Here is a 25,650-nt window from a genome sequence, read left to right as displayed (position 1 = left end):
TCTATATAAAATTAGTTAACGAATGATGATCACTTTCTAAGTAGAAGGTGATCTTTTTGTTTTTTACATAAGGTTTTCAAAATAGTTTGTTATAAATTTTTTTCTGAGGAGGTCTCCTTTGTTACATACATATATGCAACTACAACAGGAATTGAAGGCGTTTATCTGCCAATCTTCATCAACTGACGAACAATTTAATACAATCGCGTTAAAATTGTTTCAGTTTCAATATGAATACAATCAGCCTTACCGGAAATTTTGTAGGAAACGTCGCGTTTCACCTAGAACAATTAAACACTTTACAGAAATACCACCGGTTCCAATTGATGCATTTAAATTGACGACGTTATCTTCATTTCCGATAGAAGAGACTAGCGCTGTTTTTATGACGAGTGGAACAACGAACCAAGACAGAAGAGGGAAAAACTATCACCATGATTTAGAACTTTATGATTTATCGATGAAAACCCATTTTAAGTCTTTTATGATGCCTGATTTAGATAATATGAAAATGTTTATTCTCTTCCCAACACAAGATGAGATGCCAAACTCTTCGTTAGCTCATTATTTACATATTGCAAAAGAGACATTTGGTACCAGTGACAGTAAATATGCATTTACTAATGAAGGTTTTCAAATAAAAACATTAATTGACGATCTTCAATTTGCCGAAGAAAAAGGGGAGCCAATTATGCTAATTGGTGCAACATTTTCATTTATTCATTTGTTAGATGAATGTAAAAAGAACAACATTCAATTTAAATTGCCACCAAATAGTAGGATTATGGATACAGGTGGTGCAAAGGGACGTTCACGTGAAATTGAACCAACTGAGTTTAAAGAAGAGATTAGTGAACTGTGTGAAGTCCCTTTAGAAATGTGTGTCAACATGTATGGGATGACGGAATTAAGCTCACAAATTTATGACCGAAATCTTTTTGATTATTTTCATCAAAACGAAATTCATACGACTAAGGTATCACCTCATTGGGTTAAAACCGTTATCATGGATCTAGAAGAAATGAGAGAACAACCGTTAGGAGAAAAGGGACTTATTGTTCATTATGACCTTGCTAATATCAATTCGGTTTCAAGTATTCTTACTGAAGATATTGGTGTTCAAGGTGACGGTGGATTTTCTTTATTAGGTAGAGCAAAAGGTGCGGAGGCAAAAGGTTGTTCGTTAGCTGTTGAACAATTTATGGCTTCATCACAAAATGCTAAAGGGGCATTGTAAAATGACAACACCGTTTCCATGTTATTTCGTTCCAGAACAAAGTAAACGATTGTTTGGAAATGTTTCACTAAAAACATTAACGTTTGAAAATCATGGACAAAAAGCTGAATTACTAGTTCCTAACCTTAACCCAGAGCTTATCGAACAGGTTATTAAGTTAATTAAAAAACAACAATTAGAATATATGCAAAATTTAAGGACAAATGAAATTATCGACATCATGGATGAAGCCATTCAAAAATGGCTAGACCCAAAATATGAACGGAGGCAATATGCTGAGCACTTATTGCCGATTATTACTGGATATGATCATGAAATGATTCGGTTGTTCTTAAGTCGTTATTTGCGACAATTTCGCAAACCGAAATTACAAAGAATGATTGATGAGGATTTTCCTAATCCGCTAATATTAGACGAATTTCGTCCACGGAAATCTGGCGGATTATACAGGGCATATGGACCAAATGTCATTACCCATATTTTTTCAGGAAATGTACCGGCTTTACCACTTTGGAGTTTAACAGCAGGTTTATTGCTTAAATCTGCAACTTTAGGAAAAGTATCCTCTTCAGAACCGTTATTTCCTGTACTATTTGCTGAGACGTTAAGAGAAATTGATGCAGAGCTTGCTGAAAGTATAGCCATATTATCTTGGAAGGGCGGCGATAGTGAATTAGAGGATGTAAGCTTTTCTCATTCAAATGCAGTCATCGCATATGGAGGCGATAAAGCCATTAATAACATCAAACAAAAGGTTCCTTCTCACGTAAGCTTTCATGCTCATGGTCATAAAATTAGTTTTGGAGTTATAACTAAAGAATGTTTAGCAACAACGAAAGCATGGCAAACCGCCAAATTAGCGGCTTATGATGTTTCTTGGTTTGATCAACAAGGCTGCTTATCACCTCATGTGTTTTTTGTTGAGCGTGGTGGCAAATACTCACCTCGCGAACTTGCTCAAATGCTAGCAAATGAAATGGAAAACTTTCAAACGACACATCCACGAGCATCATTAACAAAAGAAGAACAACATGCAATTTTAAAGCATCGCTCACACGTTGAATTTGAAAGTTTTACTAATAATAAAGTAGAGTTAATCAAATGTGAGAACAGTACTGCTTGGACCGTCGTTTATCGTGATATGGGTGAAAACAAATCTATAGGGGATACTCTTTTTCCTTTTTCTCCACTTAATCGTTTTGTTACGATTATTCCTATTGAAAACGTAAATGAGATAAAAGAGTATAGTAAAAATATTGAAGGTCATATTCAAACGGTAGGGGTTGGTTGTTCTCCAAAACACTTTTCATCAATCATTTCACTATTAGGGCAATGCGGTGTTAACCGCATTTGTGCGTTAGGTTCTATGCCCCACCCACAACCAGGATGGCACCATGACGGTAGATTCCATTTAGCAGATTTGGTTCGTTTTTGTGACGTGGAAACTTCCCTTGAAAATCAAATCGATGAATTTGATCCTGACAGGGATTAAGAGGAGAGACAAAAATGGCAACAATCATTAACTGTCAAGAAGTTGGGTTACAATTTGATGGAGGCCCAAACCCTATACTAAACAATATCAATTTACAAATTCAAGCGGGTGAATTTGTTAGCATTATTGGAAAAAGTGGTAGTGGAAAAACGAGTTTATTACAAATGATTGGTGGGTTACTCACGCCGTCAAAAGGTGAAATTATCGTGAACGGACAAAACATCATGAGTCCAATTGATGAAATGACCTATGTGTTTCAAAAACCAGTTTTATTAGAATGGCGCAATGTATTGGAGAATGTATTATTGCCTATTGAATTAAAACGCCGCCCAAATCAAGTTGATAGAAAAAAGGCAGAAGAATTGCTTCAACCAGTTGGTTTAGCTGGTCATGAAAGTAAGTATCCACATGAACTATCAGGTGGAATGATCTCGCGAGTGACATTAGCGAGAGCTCTTTTAACAGCTCCCAAAATTTTATTAATGGACGAGCCGTTTTCAGCACTAGATGCTATGACAAAGGAGCAACTGCAATTAGAGTTAATGGAACTATCTGTTCAGTTTTCAACAACAGTTATTTTTATTACGCACGATTTATCGGAAGCTGTTTATTTAGCAGATCGAGTCGTACTATTAGGAAAAAATCCTGCAAACATCATTCGAGAATTTTCAGTTCCTTTTCAAAGACCGCGACTGAAAGACTGGAAGTTTGAACCTTCGTTTACAAAGATCGTGAAAGAAATTTATGATGAGATCGAAGGGTTAAGTGAGGATAAAGAATGAAAAAAAACAAATTCATTTCATTGTTATTATTTATCGCCATCGTAAGTATTTGGGAATTAGTTGTACGTATAAGGGAAATTTCAAAGATTATTTTACCTGCTCCCTCTGATATTGTTATAAATCTCATTGGAAATTTTCAAAGTGGGTACTTCTACCCTCATATATACGTAACAACGATAGAAGTAATAGGTGGCTTTTTGCTAGGTTCATTTCTTGGGATTAGCTTAGGGTTTCTTGTATCCCAATCAAAAACAGCTCAAGAAATTTTACAACCATACATCATTGCGTCGCAAGCAATGCCAAAGCTTGCCTTAGCACCGCTGCTTGTCCTTTGGTTTGGATTTGGGTACACACCTAAAATTATCATTGTTGCACTTGTTTGTTTTTTTCCATTATTCGAAAGTACGGTTACAGGCTTAACCTATGTAAGTCGAGAAAAATTACAATTATTTCATTCGTTACAAGCAACTTCTTTTCAAACGTTAATAAGACTTCGTTTACCTACAGCCATTCCATATATTTTTTCTGGTCTGCGTGTCGCCATTGTCCTCAGTGTTGTTGGTGCAGTGATTAGTGAGTTTATTGGTGCAAGCAAAGGATTAGGAGCCTTAATTATCGCTTCACAAGGGATGTTAAATACAACGTTAACGTTTTCTGTTTTTATTTTACTAACCATGAAAGGCATGTTATTGTATCAATCTATTTATTGGATTGAAAAGCTATTTTTTAAAAAATATATCTATTCTAGGGGGAAAACAAAATGAAACAAATCTTTAAAAAAATAAGTGCTGCATTTCTATTTAGTGCACTTACACTTACGATCGCTGGTTGTGGTGCAAATGAAGAAGGACAAAAGGAGCAACAAGGAGATAATCATGTAGTTGAAGAACAAATCGTTGAGAAAGTAAGAATGGCTTCGTGGAGTAACCCAATTGCCGAACAAAGCAATCTGTATGTCGCTGAGGAAAAAGGATGGTTTGAAGAAGCGGGACTTGAGTTCGAATACATCCCAGGCCAAGGTGGTGGAGATGCGGTTCGAAATATCATTGCAGGGAATGCTGATATTGCATTTGCGAATGTAGAGGCTGTTCTATTGGCGCTTGAAAAAGGAGAAAAATTACGTGTCATCTATAATATATACCCTGAAAATGTCTTTAATCTTGTTTCACTAAAAGGAAATAATATTACATCGATTGAGGATTTACGTGGGAAACATGTTGGTGTGTATAGCCGTGCAAGCGGGACGTATGATAACCTTCTTGTTTTACTTCACAAAGCAGGAATGACAGAAGAAGATATTACGATCGTTGATGCTGGCGTTTTAAATTTTGGTCCTTTAATGAACAATCAAGTAGCCGCTACAGCCGCAACAGATACTGGACTTTTTAGTGCGCAGCTAGAAGGTTTAGGAGAGGTAGATGTTATAGAAGTTAAAGATGTGTTAAACACACCGGCTGACGTTTTTGTTGTCACGGAAAAAGTGTTCAATGAAAAACAAGATATGTTACTCCGTTTCTTACAAGTGTATCGTGATAGTGTATCCTATACGATGGAAAACCCTGAAGAAGCAGCTGAAACTGCAGTTTTACACGCAATCGATGGACAAAATGTAGAGAGAAACCTTGGAATTATTCAAATCCGTAACCAAACGTCAACGAATGAAGAAATGGAAGAAAAAGGGTTAGGTTGGTTGAATCTTGATATATTAAAAGAAGTGGAAGAAACGTATTATAACTTAGGATTACTAAATGAAAGAGTCAAAATTGAAACAATTACAACAAATGAACTGGTGGAACAGTTAAAGTAGGTGGTTTAAATGGATATACAACTACAACAAAAAGTCGTTCTCATAACAGGTTCAAGTAGAGGGATAGGTGCTGCGATCGCAAGAGGTTTTGCCGAGCAAGGGGCAACGGTCGTCATTAATTACTTGAAAAATAAAGAAAAGGCAGAGCAACTAGCAGATGAACTAATCGAGAAGTATGATGTTGATGCTTATACAGTACAAGGTGATGTAACAAATGAAGCAGATATGAAATCCTTGTTTGAGGAGGTTATCTCTGAATTTGATACGATTGATATTGTTGTCAACAACGCTCTCCATGCATATACGTTCGATCCCGAACAACGAAAACTCGCTTGGGAACTTGAATGGGAAGATTACCAACGACAAATCGATGGTGCATTAAAGGGGACGTATAATGTATGCAAACATGCAATCTCTATTATGAAGAAAAAGAGAGCGGGACGGATTATAAACATGGTTAGTAACCTTGTTTATCGTCCAGTCGTACCTTATCATGATTATAATACTGCTAAAGCAGCCGTCCTTGCTTATTCTCAAAATTTAGCGGTAGATGTCGGGGCTTTTGGAATCACCGTTAATTGCATTGCGCCAGGAATCGTTTATCCTACTGATGCAAGTAAAACAACAAAAGAGGAAATAAAGGAACTCATTAAACAACAAACCCCACTTCATCGAATTGCCACACCTAATGATGTTGTCGGTAGTGTGTTATTCTTCGCAAGTAATTGGTCAACGTTTGTTACCGGACAATGCATGGTCGTTGACGGTGGATTGGTCATGAAATAACATATTTAAATGGGACTGTTCAACTATGAACGGTCCCATTTTTTATCTTTCAAGTTATGAATGTGTATATTAACAAAAAAGAGAGAGTGGGTAACGAAAAGGGGGCAAAAAATAGAGTTATTTTTTTGAGGAGTGGTTTGGTTTATATCATGACATTTTCAAGATATTTTTTTGCTTTACTTGGAAAGACATTTTCAGGATATTTCCATGACCATAAATATTCTCCTTTTTTTCTAGTAACTTGACCACTAATAATCGTGCCTGTAGGTATAGGTAAATTGATTGGCAATCCTACAATATAATAAGAAAGGTTCGTATTGAGGCACGCTCCAACAACGATAGGACCATTAATTTCTTTTACTTTTAAATAAATATGATCAACTTCCATGTCTTCAGCAGTTTTTTGTAAGTCTTTTTGAAATTCGTCTTCAAAATCCCAACCCTCAGAAAAAACATTAGGAAATTTGTGTAAATAAAGACCATTTATCAAAATCTCACAATCTTTCAATTCTCCTCGAGTTTCCTCGATATACTTGGCAAGGAATTTATAGAAGGATGTATGGCGTTTTCGATCTAACCAACGTGCAAATTTTTTCAGTTCAGTAAGGAATTTTTCTGTATGGCTTATATTAGGGTTTATATCCATTTGAAAGGGAAAGTAGCAGAACAAGAATTCTTCCCAAAATAAAGGGGAGCAATCATCCCATGAGGAGAGGTTAACATCTTCTAAATAATCCGTAAGATATTTTGCAAGAATTTCAAGAAAATCATTTCGAGGTTCGCTATTAGGGGTAGCGTCAGGAAAATGCGGATTTACAACGTTAAGAAACTCCAAACAAAAAGCCCAAATTCTTTGCAAATTTTAAAAAAGAAAATGGTCTTTTACGTTAATTAATTAAATGTTCCTGATTGTTGAACAAGAGGAACCTAACATGGATAATACTTTTTGATGAATTTAATTACCAAACTTTATTTCAAGATACAATAGTTATAGATTTTTGTAACTTCAAAGGTCGACCTTTGAAGTCACAATCGTGAGAAAATAAGGTTCCCCTATAAATGTTTGCATTTTTTTACAAAAACTAGATTCATTGTTTGAATCTAACATATAGAATAATCTATACACCTATACAATTTTCTTAATTAACTTTCCTAAATCAAACCAATCACTTGCATTCTATTAACGACAAGCAGCCCTAAATGTAGAAGGAGTGTAGAAATATATTTTTTCAGGTTGTAATCCATAATAGTAATATTTCTGTTTAAGAGTAACCTCCGCATTTTACGCATACTTATAGCAGAGATTGTTAGTAACATCCTTATTGTAGGAAAACCATTTAAAAGTTTTAATTTACAAAAATAACAAGATTTACATTAAAAAACCCATATGGTAATATTTCTATGATTGAAGGGATTTTTAGGAAATTAGTTGGAACAAGGTTTGCCCTTATGTGATTATTTAAAGGGATCTCGCAAACATTTCAGTGGTTTCCTGGTAGGAACTTTTTAAAGATGCTGTGCTGTTTAGGAAATTAAAATTTGTAAAGGGGTAGGACATTTATGAAGAAGAAAGTGAAATTGTCATTTAGCATTTTCATGTTAGTAGCTTTACTTATTCAAGGAACACAAGTATTTGCAATGGAAGTTGATTACAAAGCCATTGCAAAAGAAATGATTGAGAACTATGAGGCTGTTGAAGAATTTAAAAATGAACAAGTAAATCAAGATAGTCGTTTTGTCAATGATAAGATTATAATGCAAGAAGAGAAAATGAATGCTTTGGAGGAAAGGATTGAAAAAGCAAAGCAAAAAGGAGAAAGGTTTTATACTTTAGATCAAATTTTAAAAGCTGATGCTAAAGACTTTGGAATTAGCGAAGAAGATATGTCAAAGATAAAAGAACTAGTAAAATATCAAAAAAGTGAACTAGAAAACTTGTTATTGGGCTTTAAAGAAATCGATGAACAAAACCATCCTATTGCAAAAAATATTAAAAAAGAATTAAAGGTTAAATATCCAAAATCTGAAATTTATAGCTTCCTCGCTAAATAATATTTGTTTATAGATTTTAAGACCTGTCCATACTAGATAAAAAGTCTAATAAAATGGTCAGGAGTGTATAAGAATGCAAGATTTCGATAAAGAATACCGTCTTTTTCAAGAGGCACTAGATATTCAAGATCCTTGGTATATTGAAGATTACAAATTAGTAAAAAGTTCAGATCAATTTCATGTCTTTTTAGACTTCAAACGCGGAGCTAAGTTCCCCGTGTCCACATTGTGGNCAGTTCCTCGCTAAATAATATTTGTTTATAGATTTTAAGACCTGTCCATACTAGATAAAAAGTCTAATAAAATGGTCAGGAGTGTATAAGAATGCAAGATTTCGATAAAGAATACCGTCTTTTTCAAGAGGCACTAGATATTCAAGATCCTTGGTATATTGAAGATTACAAATTAGTAAAAAGTTCAGATCAATTTCATGTCTTTTTAGACTTCAAACGCGGAGCTAAGTTCCCGTGTCCACATTGTGGAAACGAACATAATGGTGNTCATGATATCGCAAATGACGATCGAATGTGGCGTCATAAGGATTTCTGGCAATACCAGACTTATCTTCATGCAAGGTTACCAAGAATAAAGTGTGATACATGCGATAAGATTTTAACTGTTCAAGTCGATTGGTCTCGACCAAAAGCTGGGTTCACATGGCTATTCGAAGCCCAAGTTATGCAGTTAATGAAAGAAATGCCTGTTGCCGCTGTTGCTCGTGAAGTAAACGAACATGATACGAGATTGTGGAGAGTCTTTCATTATTATGTGCAAAAAAATATGGATGAACTTGATCTCTCAAACATAACTCGTATTGCAGTTGATGAAACCTCAAGCCGACGTGGTCATCGCTATGTGACGTTATTTGTAGATGTCGATTCAAAACGTGTCATTTTCGCCGTTGAAGGTAAAGATGCCTCTGTGATCCAATCATTCAGGCAACACCTTGAAAATAAAGGAGTCGNAGCGACTTCAATCCTAGAATGCTGTTGCGATATGTCACCAGCTTTTATTAAAGGTATTGAAGAGGCATTTCCAAAAGCACACATTACGTTCGATAAATTTCATGTCATGAAATTAGTCAACGAAGCCGTCGATAAGGTTCGCAGACAGGAACAGAATGATGAGCCATTGCTTAAAAAAACACGTTATTTATGGTTGAAAAACTCACAAAACCTATCGCAGTACCAACAAGAAAAGCTTATGAAGTTAAAAGATAGTCATTTGAATACAGCTAAGGCTTATCGGTTAAGACTAGCTCTGCAGGGACTTTGGTCTACAAGCCAACTATTTTCAGGTTGGTATTTTGATGATTGGTACAACTGGGCTATACGGTCTCGTTTAGGAGCCATGGTTTACTTGAAGGAATTAATAGCCTTGTTCAAGCATCGAAGCGGAAAGCAAGAGGCTACCGATCAATCGAAAACTTTATTGCCATGATCTATGCAACAGCTAACAAGTTTAAGTTAGAAGTGAAGCCACATGCTTAGATTATCTCCTTCTCAATCTAACTATGCACTTTCATACTTAAAATCGTCGGTCAAGTGGTTTCCTTGACGGTCGATTTTAAGTATGAAACCCTAGTAAAAGTTGAGAAGATTACTAGACTATTATTCTTTATGAAATCTTGTGTTCCAATAGAAATTAGCGAAGAGCCTATTCTTTATGAAATCTTGTGTTCCAATAGAAATTAGCGAAGAGCCAATTTATATTGATCATTCTGTTGAAACTCAAGACGGTACCATCTCTGGAGGTGGGTGGCCTTATTGTTTAGATGATAACGGTTGGGGTTATCAAAATTTCATAACTTCAGATTGCTATAAAGCTATTGTTTCTTTCCTAATCTGTGCTTCAGATTCTACTCTAGGTAAAATGAACAGTAATTTAAGATATTGTAAAGCATATGAAAGAAACTGCTCTCCATTAATTGGTCACAGTAAATATTGGCACACACATCCTTGGTATCAACAAATTCCGTAAGGGTAGGTAAAAACGAAAAATACAATACTACAGTTAACAGCAATACTGTCTTTATCATTAATAATAGGATGTTCAAACACTAGTAATGCAGAAATGGATGCTTCAATGGGACATTCCAATATGGATCATTCAGAGATGGACCATTCAAACATGGAAAATCCCGTTATGGATAAACCTCTGCCAAATACAAAGGATCAAAAGGAGGTTAAGCAACAAGAATTTTCAAATGCCGTAAGTGATTGGCATAATCAAGATATTAAAGGTTCAGATGTTAAAGTAGCAGTACTTGATACAGGGATTGATAAGGATAATAAAGATTTAATCTACGTTAAAGGTGTAAATTTTGTTGGTGATAATAAGGATAACTATGATGATGATAATGGACATGGTACTAAAATAACTGGAATTATCGGAGCACGTGAGAACGATTTTAATCTATTAGGTATCGCACCGAATTCTGATCTTTATATCGCCAAAGTTGCTGATAAGAATGGGGCTGTACAAGTTGAAAACCTCATAAAGGGTATCAATTGGGCCATAAACGAAGATGTTCAAATTATAAACATTAGTTTAGAACTTCCTGAAGATCACAAAAAACTACATACTGCTATTAAAAAGGCACATCAAAAAGGTATTGTAGTTATAGCATCCTCTGGGAATATAAAGTTTCCAGGTGATAAACAATTATCATATCCAGGTTCTTACTCTGAAGTAATTAATGTTGGTATGTTAAATATAGCAGGAGAAATCTATAGTCAAGAATTTGAGGACAAAAAGGTAGATGTATACGCTCCAGGTGAAGATATTTTTTCATTGTATTTAAACGATAAGATGACACTAGATACCGGTGTTTCCTATGCAACAGCATATACATCAGGGTATGCAGCATTGTTAATTAATAATTATCAGAAACAAAGTGAGGATTATGACATAAAAAAGATAAAAGGGGAGCTACAAAACTATTTAAAACCAACAAAATAATAGTTTTATCCTAAACTAGTATTTTAGGCCTGACTTTCCTTCCATCCCACAACAAAATACTGCCAGTCTATATAAAAGCCGGCAGTGTTTTGTTGTATTATGTAAAAAAGATTAAAATCAAATATCTTATATTAGGGAGACGTTGCTTATGTTTAAGTTTTTTTTAAAATACAAAGTATCATTAGTTTTAGTAATATTTTTTGTTATTTTAACCGGATGTGGAACGACTGATAGAATGGAATTCTATGACAACACTGAGAGTACCACCTTGTCTGAAGAAGTAAATTCAATTTCTTTAGATTCACAGGAAGATAAGGTACGACAAGCTTTTGGAGACCCTGATTCTGTTAGAGAAGTGGAAAACAATAATTCTAAATATCTTGAATACAATGACATAGAATTTCAGATTGTGAATGATAAAGTTGTAAGATATTTTTATACAAACAATAAGTTTAAAACACAGAAGGGCATAGAACTAGGTAGCTCAAAAGAAAACGTAATACATGCATACGGTGAGAATTATTATGAAAGGGAAGATACAGGGCAAAAAATTATAGGATACTTTGATAAGACAAAAAAAGTAAACATAGAATTTGGTTTTAGTGAATATTTGGACAGTGTAATGGTATCTAAAATTGTTAACAACCGATAAAGGGGTGACTTTAAAATTATAAAATCGCTATTTTATCAATAGGATAACCTACTGATGTTATGTCACATTAGAGTTGTTTTATTTACATTATCAAGACCTAAATTATACAAAGTTATAAAAGATAAAATGGTGATACATATTAGATTTAATATATGTCACCATTTTACTTATTGTTCAATAAACGGACCTTTAATGGAATAAGAAATGATTATTTGTTCTCTTCCAATAGCTTTCTATATAATGAAGCCCTAGACACATTCGTAATTTCACAAATTTGATTTACAGTCATGTTCCCTTCTTTATACAGCTTTACTGCATAATTCATTCCTGCGTGATTCTTATGATATTTCTTTAACCGTCCTTTAAACTTCCCTTCTTTCTTTGCGAGCTCAATTCCTTCACGCTGACGCATACGAATAAGGTCTCGCTCTAATTGGTTAACACCAGCCCTTACCGTAATTAAGAATTGGCTATATGGATTATCTTCTGATAAATCTAGCCATGTATCCTTAAGTGATTTTAAGCTTGCCTTTTTATTTCGTATTAAATCAATCAATTCAAATAAATCTTGCGTACTTCGAGTGATCCGAGTTAAATCTGTAACATAAATAATGTCACCTTCCTGTAAATCCTCTAACATTTTTTGAAGTTGTTCACGATCCTTTGTGGCTCCTGAAATTTTTTCTTCATAAATAATATCCATTCCAATTTCGTTCAATTGCTGAAATTGTCTTGAAGGATTTTGGCTAGTCGAGCTGACGCGTATATAACCGATTTTCTGCAAAATTTCACCCCGTTTTTGAGACAAGTCTTATGAGACACTCTTAACTATGATTTTATCAGTCTACTATACTTGTATCAATAGAGTACACTCTATTGATATCTAATTGAACTAATAAATTGAAAAATACAGAAACGGGATGATGCTGAATGAAAATTGCGAGAGGTAGAGAATTGTTTACACCGGAACAGAGACAGTCTTTTATGCAAATCCCTGAAGATGAATGGATATTGGGGACCTACTTCACTTTTTCCAAACGTGATTTAGAAATAGTTAATAAGCGAAGGAGGGAAGAAAACCGTTTAGGGTTTGCCATTCAATTAGCTGTTCTTCGGTATCCCGGTTGGCCATACACTCATATCAAAAGCATCCCAGATTCGGTCATACAATATATATCGAAACAGATTGGTGTTAGTCCATCCTCGCTTGGTCATTATCCTCAAAGAGAAAATACACTTTGGGATCATTTGAAAGAAATTCGAAGTGAATACGACTTTGTAACTTTTACCCTGAGTGAGTATCGAATGACATTTAAGTACCTTCATCAATTAGCTTTGGAAAATGGTGATGCCACTCATCTACTGCATGAATGCATAGATTTTCTAAGAAAAAACAAAATTATACTGCCTGCTATCACTACACTTGAAAGAATGGTGTGGGAAGCAAGGGCAATGGCTGAAAAGAAGTTATTTAATACGGTTAGTAAATCTCTTACAAATGAGCAAAAAACAAAGCTTGAAGAGATTATTACTTCGCAGCATCCATCTGAATCTAATAAAACGATATTGGGTTGGTTAAAGGAACCACCGGGTCATCCCTCACCCGAAACATTTCTAAAAGTAATAGAACGACTCAAATATGTACGAGGAATGGAATTGGAAACGGTACAAATTAGTCATTTGCACCGCAACCGCCTGTTGCAGTAGTCTCGCTTAGGTTCTAGATATGAGCCTTATGCATTCCGTGACTTTCAAGAAAATAAACGATATTCGATATTAACCGTCTATTTATTACATCTTACTCAGGAGTTAACGGATAAGGCTTTTGAAATTCATGACAGACAAATACTCAGTCTGTTATCAAAAGGCCGTAAGGCTCAAGAAGAAATTCAGAAACAAAACGGTAAAAAGCTGAATGAGAAGGTTATACACTTTACGAACATCGGACAAGCTTTAATCAAAGCAAAAAAGGAAAAATTAGACGTTTTTGAGGTTTTAGAATCCATTATTGAATGGAATTCTTTTGTTTCTTCGGTGAAAGAGGCCCAGGATCTTGCACGTCCTGCCGACTATGATTATTTAGACTTACTGCAAAAACGGTTTTATTCACTAAGAAAATATACGCCAACGTTATTAAGGGTATTGGAATTTCACTCCACAAAGGCAAATGAGCCACTTTTAAAGGCTGTTGAGATCATCCGAGGAATGAACGAATCCGGAAAGCGAAAAGTACCTGATAACTCACCTGTGGATTTTATTTCAAAACGTTGGAAAAAGCATTTATATGAGGATGATGGCACAACAATAAATCGTCATTACTATGAAATGGCTGTTTTAACAGAACTTCGGGAGCATGTTTGGGCGGGAGATGTTTCCATTATTGGCAGCAAACAATATAGAGATTTTGAGGAATATCTGTTTTCGGAAGATACATGGAATCAAACGAAGGAGCATATGAGATTATCAGTCAGTTTATCAGTCGAAGATTATATGATAGAGAGAACCAAGAGCCTTAATGAAAGATTAAAGTGGTTAGCTGCCCCTGCCAATTCCAACAAGTTAGACGGCGTTTCTCTTGAAAAAGGAAAGCTTTCACTTGCACGCTTAGAAAAAGATGTTCCAGAAGAAGCAAAGAAATTTAGCGCAAGCCTTTATCAGATGCTACCAAGAATAAAATTAACTGATTTACTCATGGATGTGGCTCATATAACAGGATTTCATGAGCAATTCACTCATGCTTCCAATAATCGAAAACCAGATAAGGAAGAAACAATCATTATCATGGCTGCCCTTTTAGGAATGGGAATGAATATTGGCTTGAGCAAGATGGCCGAAGCCACATCCGGACTTACATATAAGCAACTAGCCAATGTAGCTCAATGGCGCATGTATGAAGATGCCATGAATAAAGCCCAAGCCATATTAGTAAATTCCCATCATAAATTAAAGTTGTCCTCTTATTGGGGCGACGGTACAACATCCTCGTCAGATGGTATGAGAATGCAGCTAGGTGTTTCATCACTTCATGCTGATGCAAACCCACATTACGGGACTGGAAAAGGAGCCACCATCTACCGTTTTACTAGTGATCAATTCTCTTCTTACTACACAAAGATTATTCATACAAATTCAAGGGATGCGATTCATGTTTTGGATGGATTATTGCACCATGAGACGGATCTAAACATAGAAGAGCATTATACAGACACCGCCGGTTACACAGACCAAATTTTCGGACTGACTCATTTATTAGGATTTAAATTTGCTCCGAGAATAAGAGATTTATCTGACTCAAAATTATTTACCATAGATAAAGCAAGTGAGTATCCAAAATTAGAAGGTATTTTACGTGGACAAATAAATACAAAGGTCATTAAAGAAAATTATGAGGGTGTTTTGCGATTAGCTCATTCAATTAGAGAAGGAACAGTCTCAGCATCTCTTATTATGGGGAAACTAGGCTCCTATTCAAGACAAAACAGCCTAGCTACAGCATTACGTGAGATGGGCCGAATAGAAAAAACAATCTTTATTCTAAATTACATTTCGGATGAATCTTTAAGAAGAAAAATACAAAGAGGATTGAATAAAGGCGAAGCCATGAATGGATTGGCAAGAGCTATTTTCTTCGGAAAACAAGGCGAGCTTCGGGAACGAACCATACAGCATCAATTGCAAAGAGCCAGCGCCTTAAACATAATTATCAATGCCATCAGTATCTGGAATACTTTACATCTAACAAAGGCAGTAGAATATCAAAAACGGTCAGGTAGTTTTAATGAAGAATTATTGCACCATATGTCACCTTTAGGTTGGGAACATATTAATTTACTAGGAGAATACCATTTTAATTCAGAGAAAATGGTCTCATTAGATACTTTAAGACCACTAAAGCTTTCTTAACGTTGTTAAAAACGGGGGAATCGTCAGGGAAACGGGCTTAGCGTTGTAAATCCGCATTTTCCTGACGCTACCCCTATTAAGACACTGAAGTTTATACGATATTAGATCATCACCATAAAACTCGAAAAGGCCACGGTATCGCATATGAAACTCTGAGCTGATGGTCATCTTCTTTTTCATTTCTTCATGTTCATTCGGATTGTTAACAGATATTGACCAGACCCTTGTATGTGTTGGACAACAAAACTCTTTATACTTACCACTACCACAATCACAGATTATTAACTTTTTCATTTCTAGCACACCTTTCTTTTAACTTTGTGTTGGAAGTTCGAATGAGGTATTACATTAGAGGCTGCAAGCGAGGTTTGTTTGATTATATCAATCCTTAGAAAATAATGTAAATGACTTTACATGAAATTTCTTTATTTCGTCGAAATCGTACAATGAAAACGAAATCATTTATTCCTAATCAGTAAAAAAACTTACCAAACAATGGTAAGTTTTTTTACTGATTAGTTTCTTATAACGAAAAATTTAAACGTTCAATTGCTTGTTTTCGTGTATGATCTTGCACATGGGCATATACTTGCGTTGTTGCAACCGATTCATGACCAAGTAAACTTTGAACCGTCAACACATCAACACCATTCTCAATTAATGCAGTCGCAAATGTATGTCTTAACTTATGTGCGGTTATTGGCTTGTCTCTTAAAATAGGAACGTCTGCTTTTGCTCGCTCAATCGTACGTTGAATCATTTTCTGTAACGCACTTAAAGTCACTGATTCTGTATATGAATTTGTTTTAAAGTCATAGCCGATAATTAGTGAATCGCTTGAATTTTCTCTTTTTGATGAAGAGGGAAGTGACGATAAATAAAATTCGATCGTCATTATCGTTTCACACGTAATTGGAATTGTTCTCTCCTTATTTCCTTTTCCACGTACAGTTAACGTTTGGCGCTCAAACTGTATATCTTTCATTTTTAAAGCAGTAAGTTCAGAAATTCGTAGTCCTGTTGTTGTTAACAAATAAAATACAAGATAGTCACGTTGCTTTAGTTTTTCATGGTAAAGTTGTTTTCGCCGACTTTTATCAGGTTGTTCAGTTTTTATATATTCTAGTAATTGTCGCACTTCTCGTTGTGTTAAAAATACAGGTTCGCGTTTTCCTATTTTCGGTCTATTCACATTTGTAACTGGGTTAGTTACTGTTTTTTCTGTTTCAATGAAATAATCAAATAACGATTGTAATGCTGATAGTTTTCTATTAATCGTCCGCGCTTCATTTTCAACTTCTAAAGATAGATAACTTACATAAAGTTGTACAGAGGACGTTTCTAGTTTTAAAAAATCTTCTAAATTAAGTTTAATAATATCTTCAAGTTTACTTTCAGTTTGTTTCATTACATATGTAAAAAAATCACAAAAATCATAAATATAACGTTGAATCGTTGCCTTTGAATATCCAAGTGTAATTCTACTAATTAAATAATCTTGAATAAAGAACGGTAAATACTCAACTCGGTTATATTCATTTTTCAATGCTTTATGTTGGAAATGATTCGTATTTTTTTCTTCCGATCGAATCGCATTTAATTTTGCAAACAATGACACTATTATCACCTCAAGTCTAGTTTATCGTAAAATTAACGTTCTGTGAAATAGTTATTTCACAGAACGTTGAGGTCGTGTTTGTAACTATGTAGTAAGTGGCGTTAATAGGTGGGTTGGTTTTTTCTATGGTTTCAACAAATTAGGGGAGCTGGTGACCATGAAGGTTTAAAAAGTAGCCAATTTTGTGGAGATAGCGGAACCACTGAATTTGAGCCCATAAATTCATTTTCCAATCCCCTTCTTAAATCGTCATTGATCGTTGTTTTTTAAACTAGCTATTTTATGGATACAAGATAGAACAAATAGTGAAAGGGACAAATTGTAAAATATAAGAATAATAGGTTAGATTATATTACTATAATCATGATTTAAGGTAAAATAATGATATGATATAATTAAAAGGGAGGTGAATGAACATGGAAGAATTGCTACTAAAAATTTTAGATGGACAAGCAAAAACAGAAAATCAGTTAAATAGCCTACGATCTGAAATGAAATGTGAACTCCATAACATAAAAGGAGATATCAACAATATTAAAGATGAAATCTTTATTATGAAAGGCGATATGAGAAATTTACAGACCGATTTTTCTACTATAAAAGGCGATATGAGAAATTTACAGACCGATTTTTCTACTATAAAAGGCGATATGAAGAATTTACAGACCGATTTTTCTACTATGAAATGCGATATTAAAGAAATTAAAACAGCGGTTTTCCGCATCGAAAAGCATCAGGAAGAAACAATTGTTGGCATGTTACTGCATGTAAAAAAACAAGTAGATCAAAAAGATTACCAAATAAAAGTATTAAACCAGAGATTATTTGATGTTGAAGTCAAGACTGAGACTTCTCAATGATTTTATTAGTAAGTACTGTTATTTACCATTTTCACTCTTACGAAAAAAATTCAAGCTTAATTAATAAAATGTTTTATTCCTCGTACTCTCTTCATTTAAACCGAACCCACCAACCTAAATTCAATATTTATTTCATTGTTTATTAATGTATAATCTATATTCACAATTAAGGATGTGTAAATGCTTAGGTTCAAACAAATTTAAGAAAAATTATTAAATTTGACCCAAGAATGAAGATAATTTATTACTTTTCATGTCTAGGTAAGTTCCTTAAGAAATCCCTCGAATAAAAAAATAACTCACTCTCCTTAACAGTTCCTAGATTTCCTTAATTAAGTTAGTGACAAGCACCAACCATACATTGATTGGTGCTCTGAATGATGATTAGACCTCCCTATTGACTTTATACCCCCTTAGGTATAAAATGAAAATATCACAAATGACGAGAGGAGTAGTTATCCAGTGATCAAAAAATATTATCATTTGATTTTATTATTTTTACTATTAGGGTTATTTTTTGGCTATAAGCAATTCCAAACGATAGGAATTGCGCAAATTAATACTGATCAATTAGCTGAAATGCGCATGAACGATGATCAAGAAGATATAGTTTATATTGATGTTCGTGAGCCGCATGAATTTAAAAATGGACATATTAACGGCATGGTGAATGTTCCGCTAAGTCAGTTAGAAAATAACTATGACATAATTCCTAAAGAGAAAACAGTTGTTATCTTTTGTCGTAGTGGAAACAGAAGTTTGCAAGCTGCTAATATATTAAAAGATATTGGTTACAAAGATTTGGTCAATGTAAAGGGTGGGATTCTTGATTGGAAAGGTGAAGTGGTGAAATAAGGGAAATAGGTGATTAAATGATGTATTTCACGATTATTAGTGTAACTATTTTACTTACGGTTTACTATCTATACAGAAGACATTTTCCGGTTAAAGGGATAGAATGTATCGAATTAGATAAAATAGTTAAAACAAACAATGCATACATTCTTGATATTAGAGATTATCAATTGGCTCATCATCATCATCAAATAAAAGGAACGATAAATATTCCTTTGGCTTACTTAAAGAGGAACTATCGAGGGTTAAACTCAAAAGGTGTATACATTATTGCTTCAAATATTGTAGATGTAAACATAAGTAGTCGCTTCTTACTTAGAAAAGGGATTAAAATAAATGGCTTCTATTTAATTCATCATCCAAATAAAAAGTCCAATATACAAATTTGTACGAAGAGGAGGGACATACATGGACTACACGGATAAAATGAAAAATAGAATTAAACGAATTGAAGGACAAGTAAAAGCTATTTCAAGAATGATGGAAGAAGGGAAAGACTGTAAAGAACTAGTCATACAAATGTCTGCAGCTAGAAGTGCTTTAGATCGAACGATAGGTTTAGTCGTTAGTTCAAATTTGGAGCACTGCGTCAGACAGCATGTTGAGAAAGGTGAAGAGACTGAAGCGTTTATTCAAGAAGCCTTTAACCTACTCGTAAAAAGTAGATAAAGGTTAGCGGTTTCTTGGAAAGTGGATTAGTAATGTAACTAATTTACTAAACTAAAATTTTTTTTCGTCTACGAATTACCTATACGAGTATAGGTTAAAGAAAACGAATGAGAAGGTGTGAAATAAATGGATGTAATTATAAACGTAGTACTCGTTGTTATTGCTGGTATATTTTTATTCAATCGATTCGTACCGGTTAAGGGTGTTAATCAAATTACAACGGAAGAATTAAAAACGAAACTAAAAAGAAAAGACATTCAATTTGTTGATGTTCGCACTTTAGGGGAATTTACTAGCAACCACATAAAAAGATTTAAAAACATTCCACTTCATGAATTAACTCTAAAGTCCGAAAAATTAACGAAAGATAAAGAAGTTGTTGTTATCTGCCAAAGTGGTATGCGAAGTAATAAAGCAGCAAAATTGTTAAAGAAAATGGGTTTTCAACAGATTACAAATGTTAAGGGCGGTATGAGTTCATGGTACTAATTTTATATATAAAGGGTGTGTTTTCATGAGGGAAATCAGATCAACAGAAGTTAACAAATTAAAAAATCCAAGTATCATCGATGTTCGAGAGACTGACGAAGTTCTAACAGGTAAAATACCTGGTAGCATCAATATCCCGCTTAGCATTCTTGAATATAATATGCAGGACTTAGATAAATCGATTGAATATATCATCGTTTGTCATTCAGGGGCTAGAAGTTCATTAGCTACACGGTTCCTCTCTAGTCATGGATACAATGTCATTAATATGGCTGGTGGTATGCTAGATTGGAAAGGGAAAGTGGTTTGATTTTTTTTAGTTTTTATTATACCCATACGTGTATAGCGTGGAAAATGAAATTTGAAGGAGGAACAACAAATGAGTAAAAAAATCGTCATTGTTGGTGGTGTCGCAGGTGGCGCAACAGCTGCCGCTCGCTTAAGAAGATTAGATGAAACGTCTAAAATTATCATGTTTGAAAAAGGTGAACATATTTCTTTTGCTAACTGTGGATTACCATATTACATTGGTGAAATCATCACAGATCGAGAAAAATTATTAGTTCAAACCGTTGAAGGAATGTCTAATAAATTTAAATTAGATATTCGAAACTTAAATGAAGTTATTGATATTAACCGTAACAACAAAACTGTAACTGTCAAAGATTTACGTACAGGAGAGCAATATGAAGAGGGCTACGACCAATTAGTTTTATCACCAGGAGCTCGCCCGATTGTCCCACCTATACCAGGGTTAAAAGAAGCAAATGCAATTTTTACGTTACGAAATATCCCAGATACTGATCGAATTAAATCGTACGTTGATCATAAAAATCCGAAACGTGCTGTCATAGTAGGTGGTGGATTTATTGGCCTAGAAATGGCTGAAAATTTATATGAACGTGGCCTAGACGTGACTATTATTGAAATGGCCGATCAAGTGATGGCACCTCTTGATTATGAAATGGCATCGATCATTCACACACACTTAGAGGAAAAAGGGGTTAACCTTATTTTAAGTGACGGAGTAAACTCTTTTGGAAATGAAGGAAAAAAGGTCGTGACACAAAACGGAAAAGAAATTGAAACAGATATGATCATCCTTTCTATTGGTGTACGTCCTGAAAATGAACTAGCGGTTCGTTCCGGGCTACATGTAGGAGAACGTGGTGGAATTCAAGTTAATGATTATTTACAAACAAATGATTCCAACATTTACGCGATTGGTGATGCAATTGAAGTGAAAGATTATATTAACGGACAACCAACGATGGTCCCACTTGCTTGGCCAGCAAATCGTCAAGGAAGAATAGTGGCAGATAATATTTATGGGAAAAACGTTCAATACAAAGGTACTCTTGGTAGCTCAATTGCAAAAGTGCTAGATTACACCGTAGCTACGACTGGAAATAATGAAAAAACGTTAAAACGTTTGGGTATTCCTTATCAAGTTGTCCATCTTCATCCTGGGTCGCATGCAGGTTACTATCCCGGAGCAAGTCCGATTGCCTTAAAACTTATTTTTGATAAAGAAACGGGAAAAATTTACGGGGCACAAGCAGTTGGAAAAGACGGCGCCGATAAACGAATTGACGTAATTGCTACTGCCATCAAAGGAAATTTATCAGTAATGGATCTTGTCGATTTAGAGTTAGCCTATGCACCTCCGTATTCGTCTGCGAAAGATCCAGTTAATATGGCTGGTTATGTAGCGACAAATATCGTTGAAGGAGTACTTGAAACAGTTCAATGGAATGAGATCGATGAAATTGTTACTAATGGTGGAACTTTAATAGATGTTCGTAATCCAATAGAGCTAGAAATGGGGTATATCAAAGGTTCAAAAAATATACCGCTTGATGAGTTACGTGATCGGTTAGCTGAACTACCAAAAAATGAAACGATTTATGTCAGCTGTCAGGTTGGATTACGTGGTTATTTAGCTACTCGAATACTACAGGAAAATGGTTTTAACGTGAAAAACTTGGACGGTGGATGGAAAACTTATTCTTCAGTTTTCAGTCATACTAATGTTGCCAATCATGTTACTATAACGAACGATGAAGGTGTAGCTATTAGACAAAAAGAATTAGAGGAAATAGATGTTTCAATAGATGTTACAGGTATTCAGTGCCCAGGCGCGATTATGAGTGTATCGAAAGCAATGAATGAAATGATGGATGGACAAATTTTGGAAATAACAGCTAGTGATGTCAACTTTATAAAAGATTTATCTACTTGGTGTGAGTACAATGGTTATATAATTTTCAAGCAATTAAATGAAAAAAAGATGGTGAAAACGTATATTCAAAAAATAGATTAATATTACAGAATGGTGTTCGAAATAGGAAGAACAACAGAAAATGGGACCCCATGTAGTCTGATTATATAATACTAAGAAAACGCTATATTTTAGCGTTTTTTTGTTTATTAGGTAATTAGACTTAATACTAAATTAAAGTATTTATAATATGTATATTTTGGTTTTTTTTAAATAAATATTAAAAGAGTCCGTAAAGTGGGGGGGGAATAATGTTGAAAATAATAATTGCTAAAAGTACTGATACATTGAGGGAAATTGCTCATTCACAAAATATAGATATGCATTCATTATTAAGAGTTAATGCTCATATTGGTGATCCAGATGGAGATATCACGAATATGAAAGTGTATATTCCCCCTGAAATAAATAATCATTTCAAAATTCCTCCATTTGGCTATCCGAAAATGCCAGAAGAATTTATTAATCATTGGATACCAACGACTTCAATTGAAAAAATGGTACTTGAAGAATATGACGTTCTTATCGTAGGTAGTGGAGCTGGTGGGTCAGCAGCACTATACCGTGTATGTGAACAATGGAGTAAAAAAGGGAAAAAAATTGGAATGATAGAAGCTGGTGGATTATTACTACCGACACACGCGCATAATATTTCCACCTTGGAAAATGAAAGATTTCCTAAGTACTTCTTAAACCCGAATATTAGCACCCCGGTAGGTTGGGAACTTCCCGAATTTCCTGGAGCGAGAATCGTTTATGCTTTAGGTGGAAGAACCTTATTTTGGTCTGCCGTTACACCAAGAATGCATAAAATAGAATTTCCAATTAATGATTGGCCAATTTCTTATGATGATTTAATTGGGTATTATAATAAGCTTGAGAGGGTTATGGGGGTAACTAACGACTTTACAAAAGATGCTTCTATAACAGATATTACATTAAAAAGACTAAGGGAAAATGGTTTCCCTCAGGCTACTGGAGTACCGATAGCCACTGACATTTCAAAGACAAAGTTTGGTACAATCAAATCGGATGTATACTTTAGTTCGATAGATTTTCTTGCAAGGTCACTTGAACTAAATCCATTTGATCTCTCAATTAATACTAAAGGAGTACGTGTTATCGTAAATAATGACAAAATATCTGGGATAGAAGTTGTAACTCCAGAGGGTCAACCCTATATTATTCGAGCAAAAAACATCATTTTATCAGCTAGTGCACTTGAAACTCCAAGAATCTTATTAAATTCAGGAATTGAAGGAAAAGCAATCGGGCATTATCTAGTAAATCATTCTTTTTTAGAAGTTAACGGTAGTTTTAATCGCTTTGACTTACCGGAAAATTTTGGGAATCTCGGAATTTTAGTTCCACAGACGAGGGAAATTCCATTTCAACTTCAATTATACGGTTTAGGTGGCTTTTTTTTCTATTATAAAAATCAATTGCCTGAGCAAGATAGAATTCCTTTTTTTCTACAAGGTTTCGGAAAAGTTGAAGCTAGGTACGAAAATAAAGTTATGCTACATTCAACAAAAAAAGATAGATTTGGCTACCCGACAATTGATGTTAATTTTTCATATAGCCAAAAAGACTATCGATTAATTTCTTATATTCATAACCAAATGGAATACGCTCTAAAAATCATAAATGGAAAGAAAGACGAAGAAATATCTTTACGACCACCTGGGCTTGACTATCATGAGATGGGAACTTGTAGAATGGGGGATGATCCTGAAACTTCGGTTACAAATAAGTACGGGCAAGTTCATCATGTTCGTGGACTTTTTGTTGCTGATAATAGTATATTACGAAACACTGGGGCCGCAAACCCAGTTATAACAACCATGGCATTAGCTCTTCGTACAGCTGATTATATTACACAAACTAATTAATAAATGGGAGTTGGAATTAGAAACATGAAAAATCCATGAGTAGTTTCTGAGGGGATCGTGTACGATCTAAAAGATGAACGTTGGATAAAAAACTTGAAACAGGTAAAAGAAGCTAATAAGAAAGTTGTACTTACTTTTGATGATGGTCCGAGCAGGCACTTAAATACGATATTGAATATCTTAAAAGAGAAGAATGTTCAAGCAATATTTTTTTGGCAATCCAAATTATTGTATCAAGAGAGACCGTGGCAGCGGGTGATAGATGAAGGCCATATGATTGCTTCGCACGCTCACAATCACAAAAATCTAGTGAAATTAACCCGAGGTGAACAATTTCGTCAAATAAATAATAGTATAAGGATTATAGAAAACGTGACTGGATCAAAGGTAGGATATTTCCGCCCGCCATTTGGTCAATATAACGAAGATACAATGGAAATTTTAAAAGAATTTGAATTAACGCCAATTATGTGGGAAATTACCTCTTATGATTGGGAAAATAAACACACTCCTCATAAAATTGTTTGTAATGTCGTTGATCATATCATAGATGGCTCAATCATTTTACTTCACGAATTGGAACAAACTGTTTCTATTCTTCCGGAGCTTATTGATAACATTAGAGATAAAGGGTTTGAATTTACTTTATTATAGACCAAATTGGTGTCAGGTAAAAAATGAAAAACAGCTAAAGGACCTATTTTTATAGTCGTTTAGCTGCTTTTTTCATCAGTAATTTGATATAGAAACTGCTCCATCTGAAGTACTATGTCATTAGAGGAATGGTGAAGGCATACACTTTGTTTTCTAAAAACTCGTTTTAAAAGTAAATTAGCAATTTTTATTGCTTCAGGACCATGATTTGGATTTCTTTTGATGCGAATCAAAGCTAAATGGAGTTGATCTCGTAACTTTCTCAATGATAGTAAATAATCTGAAGCATGAAAGAAGCTTCTGGTCATTTTTTGATCTGATAATAAATAGTACACCAAAATTATTTGTTTCTTATTATCTTTACGATTTTGTACTATTAATTGTTCAAACGAATTGATATTATCACCGAATATTATTGTTTTTTCTTGTTTTACTTGTTTTATAAAAGTTTCAAGGTCCATAAACTCTCACTCCAAATAGGTAGTAGTCATGTTTTTTCGTGTTATCACAAGAAAAGCGCAAGGCGCCCGCCTATCGGCGACAAACACTGGAAGACCTGCTCGTAGCGGTCGGGTTTTTGACCGAAAGAGAAGGTCTGAAGTGATCGAGCCGATGGCGCCTGGAGCTAGACAGTTTCCAAGTTAGAAATTTATAAATTCT

The 25,650-nt window shown here is 34.5% G+C and carries 24 protein-coding genes and 2 pseudogenes; 22 read left to right on the top strand and 4 right to left on the bottom strand.

The annotated features are described in order from the left end of the window. The first annotated feature begins 118 nt into the window (after positions 1 to 118). The 6 genes from BKP37_RS08705 to BKP37_RS08680 are packed head-to-tail and all read left to right on the top strand — an operon-like array spanning position 119 to position 6,104. Positions 119 to 1,237 (top strand): LuxE/PaaK family acyltransferase, encoded by a 1,119-nt coding sequence (locus BKP37_RS08705; protein ID WP_084034607.1) that lies wholly within the window; start codon positions 119 to 121, stop codon positions 1,235 to 1,237. 1 nt (position 1,238) lies between these two features. After that, positions 1,239 to 2,729, top strand: a complete 1,491-nt coding sequence (locus BKP37_RS08700) for an acyl-CoA reductase (protein ID WP_071309220.1) — start codon at positions 1,239 to 1,241, stop codon at positions 2,727 to 2,729. A 14-nt stretch (positions 2,730 to 2,743) separates the two neighbouring features. Next, positions 2,744 to 3,511, top strand: coding sequence for an ABC transporter ATP-binding protein (locus BKP37_RS08695; RefSeq protein ID WP_071309219.1), 768 nt, complete (start codon positions 2,744 to 2,746; stop codon positions 3,509 to 3,511). After that, on the top strand, positions 3,508 to 4,275 hold the full coding sequence (locus BKP37_RS08690; protein WP_071309218.1) for an ABC transporter permease: 768 nt from the start codon (positions 3,508 to 3,510) through the stop codon (positions 4,273 to 4,275). Before BKP37_RS08695 ends, BKP37_RS08690 begins: the two co-directional genes overlap by 4 nt. Then, positions 4,272 to 5,318 carry an ABC transporter substrate-binding protein gene (locus BKP37_RS08685; RefSeq protein WP_071309217.1) on the top strand — a complete coding sequence of 349 codons (1,047 nt, stop codon included), beginning with the start codon at positions 4,272 to 4,274 and terminating at the stop codon, positions 5,316 to 5,318. Before BKP37_RS08690 ends, BKP37_RS08685 begins: the two co-directional genes overlap by 4 nt. A 9-nt stretch (positions 5,319 to 5,327) precedes the next feature. Further along, positions 5,328 to 6,104 carry a 3-oxoacyl-ACP reductase gene (locus BKP37_RS08680; RefSeq protein WP_071309216.1) on the top strand — a complete coding sequence of 259 codons (777 nt, stop codon included), beginning with the start codon at positions 5,328 to 5,330 and terminating at the stop codon, positions 6,102 to 6,104. Positions 6,105 to 6,246: 142 nt separating this feature from the next. Here the strand turns inward: BKP37_RS08680 and BKP37_RS08675 are convergent, their stop codons facing one another. Next, positions 6,247 to 6,939 (bottom strand): hypothetical protein, encoded by a 693-nt coding sequence (locus BKP37_RS08675; RefSeq protein WP_071309215.1) that lies wholly within the window; start codon positions 6,937 to 6,939, stop codon positions 6,247 to 6,249. A gap of 725 nt (positions 6,940 to 7,664) precedes the next feature. On the opposite strand from BKP37_RS08675, the gene BKP37_RS08670 reads away from it, so the two are divergent. The 5 genes and pseudogenes from BKP37_RS08670 to BKP37_RS08650 all read left to right on the top strand — a co-directional run bounded on the left by BKP37_RS08670 (position 7,665) and on the right by BKP37_RS08650 (position 11,769). Further along, complete coding sequence (locus tag BKP37_RS08670) at positions 7,665 to 8,156, top strand: hypothetical protein (protein ID WP_071309214.1); 492 nt, start codon at positions 7,665 to 7,667, stop codon at positions 8,154 to 8,156. Between the two features lie 324 nt (positions 8,157 to 8,480). Further along, positions 8,481 to 9,646, top strand: a pseudogene (locus tag BKP37_RS08665) (ISL3 family transposase). A 175-nt stretch (positions 9,647 to 9,821) separates the two neighbouring features. Further along, complete coding sequence (locus tag BKP37_RS08660; protein WP_071309213.1) at positions 9,822 to 10,136, top strand: hypothetical protein; 315 nt, start codon at positions 9,822 to 9,824, stop codon at positions 10,134 to 10,136. A gap of 105 nt (positions 10,137 to 10,241) precedes the next feature. After that, the gene (locus BKP37_RS08655; RefSeq protein ID WP_071309212.1) at positions 10,242 to 11,117 is read left to right on the top strand and encodes a S8 family serine peptidase; all 876 of its coding nucleotides are present in this window, start codon (positions 10,242 to 10,244) and stop codon (positions 11,115 to 11,117) included. Between the two features lie 148 nt (positions 11,118 to 11,265). After that, positions 11,266 to 11,769 carry a hypothetical protein gene (locus BKP37_RS08650; protein WP_071309211.1) on the top strand — a complete coding sequence of 168 codons (504 nt, stop codon included), beginning with the start codon at positions 11,266 to 11,268 and terminating at the stop codon, positions 11,767 to 11,769. Positions 11,770 to 11,977: 208 nt separating this feature from the next. Here BKP37_RS08650 and BKP37_RS08645 read toward each other — a convergent pair whose 3' ends face one another. Continuing rightward, positions 11,978 to 12,553: a recombinase family protein gene (locus tag BKP37_RS08645; RefSeq protein ID WP_071309210.1), complete on the bottom strand. Its 576-nt coding sequence runs from the start codon at positions 12,551 to 12,553 to the stop codon at positions 11,978 to 11,980. Positions 12,554 to 12,699: 146 nt separating this feature from the next. On the opposite strand from BKP37_RS08645, the pseudogene BKP37_RS08640 reads away from it, so the two are divergent. Continuing rightward, positions 12,700 to 15,672: pseudogene (locus BKP37_RS08640) on the top strand (Tn3 family transposase). 523 nt (positions 15,673 to 16,195) lie between these two features. Here the strand turns inward: BKP37_RS08640 and BKP37_RS08630 are convergent. Continuing rightward, the gene (locus tag BKP37_RS08630) at positions 16,196 to 17,290 is read right to left on the bottom strand and encodes a tyrosine-type recombinase/integrase (protein WP_071309208.1); all 1,095 of its coding nucleotides are present in this window, start codon (positions 17,288 to 17,290) and stop codon (positions 16,196 to 16,198) included. A 416-nt stretch (positions 17,291 to 17,706) separates the two neighbouring features. Here BKP37_RS08630 and BKP37_RS08625 point away from each other — a divergent pair, with 416 nt between their 5' ends. The 9 genes from BKP37_RS08625 (at position 17,707) to BKP37_RS08585 (ending at position 24,990) form a co-directional block, all read left to right on the top strand. Next, positions 17,707 to 18,150 carry a hypothetical protein gene (locus BKP37_RS08625; protein WP_071309207.1) on the top strand — a complete coding sequence of 148 codons (444 nt, stop codon included), beginning with the start codon at positions 17,707 to 17,709 and terminating at the stop codon, positions 18,148 to 18,150. 462 nt (positions 18,151 to 18,612) lie between these two features. Beyond that, the gene (locus tag BKP37_RS08620; RefSeq protein ID WP_245712475.1) at positions 18,613 to 19,005 is read left to right on the top strand and encodes a rhodanese-like domain-containing protein; all 393 of its coding nucleotides are present in this window, start codon (positions 18,613 to 18,615) and stop codon (positions 19,003 to 19,005) included. 20 nt (positions 19,006 to 19,025) lie between these two features. Continuing rightward, positions 19,026 to 19,430, top strand: a complete 405-nt coding sequence (locus BKP37_RS08615) for a rhodanese-like domain-containing protein (protein ID WP_071309206.1) — start codon at positions 19,026 to 19,028, stop codon at positions 19,428 to 19,430. Then, positions 19,414 to 19,674, top strand: coding sequence for a metal-sensitive transcriptional regulator (locus tag BKP37_RS08610; protein WP_071309205.1), 261 nt, complete (start codon positions 19,414 to 19,416; stop codon positions 19,672 to 19,674). Before BKP37_RS08615 ends, BKP37_RS08610 begins: the two co-directional genes overlap by 17 nt. 126 nt (positions 19,675 to 19,800) lie before the next feature. Then, positions 19,801 to 20,163: a rhodanese-like domain-containing protein gene (locus BKP37_RS08605; protein ID WP_071309204.1), complete on the top strand. Its 363-nt coding sequence runs from the start codon at positions 19,801 to 19,803 to the stop codon at positions 20,161 to 20,163. 25 nt (positions 20,164 to 20,188) lie between these two features. Continuing rightward, positions 20,189 to 20,473 (top strand): rhodanese-like domain-containing protein, encoded by a 285-nt coding sequence (locus BKP37_RS08600; protein ID WP_071309203.1) that lies wholly within the window; start codon positions 20,189 to 20,191, stop codon positions 20,471 to 20,473. Positions 20,474 to 20,542: 69 nt separating this feature from the next. Then, positions 20,543 to 22,486 (top strand): CoA-disulfide reductase, encoded by a 1,944-nt coding sequence (cdr, locus tag BKP37_RS08595; RefSeq protein ID WP_071309202.1) that lies wholly within the window; start codon positions 20,543 to 20,545, stop codon positions 22,484 to 22,486. Positions 22,487 to 22,695: 209 nt separating this feature from the next. After that, a complete protein-coding gene (locus BKP37_RS08590; protein WP_071309201.1) occupies positions 22,696 to 24,336 on the top strand; it encodes a GMC oxidoreductase in 1,641 nt (546 codons plus the stop codon). A 57-nt stretch (positions 24,337 to 24,393) separates the two neighbouring features. Beyond that, positions 24,394 to 24,990 (top strand): polysaccharide deacetylase family protein, encoded by a 597-nt coding sequence (locus tag BKP37_RS08585; protein WP_071309200.1) that lies wholly within the window; start codon positions 24,394 to 24,396, stop codon positions 24,988 to 24,990. Between the two features lie 59 nt (positions 24,991 to 25,049). Here the strand turns inward: BKP37_RS08585 and BKP37_RS08580 are convergent, their stop codons facing one another. Then, complete coding sequence (locus BKP37_RS08580; RefSeq protein WP_071309199.1) at positions 25,050 to 25,451, bottom strand: hypothetical protein; 402 nt, start codon at positions 25,449 to 25,451, stop codon at positions 25,050 to 25,052. Between the two features lie 28 nt (positions 25,452 to 25,479). On the opposite strand from BKP37_RS08580, the gene BKP37_RS20015 reads away from it, so the two are divergent. Continuing rightward, positions 25,480 to 25,635 carry a hypothetical protein gene (locus BKP37_RS20015; RefSeq protein WP_169823107.1) on the top strand — a complete coding sequence of 52 codons (156 nt, stop codon included), beginning with the start codon at positions 25,480 to 25,482 and terminating at the stop codon, positions 25,633 to 25,635. Positions 25,636 to 25,650 lie beyond the last annotated feature (15 nt).

This window comes from Anaerobacillus alkalilacustris, assembly GCF_001866005.1.
In the GTDB taxonomy this organism is placed as follows: Bacteria; Bacillota; Bacilli; order Bacillales; family Anaerobacillaceae; genus Anaerobacillus; species Anaerobacillus alkalilacustris.
Note: the sequence above shows the minus strand (reverse complement) of the source record. Positions and strands in the feature narration are given on the sequence as shown.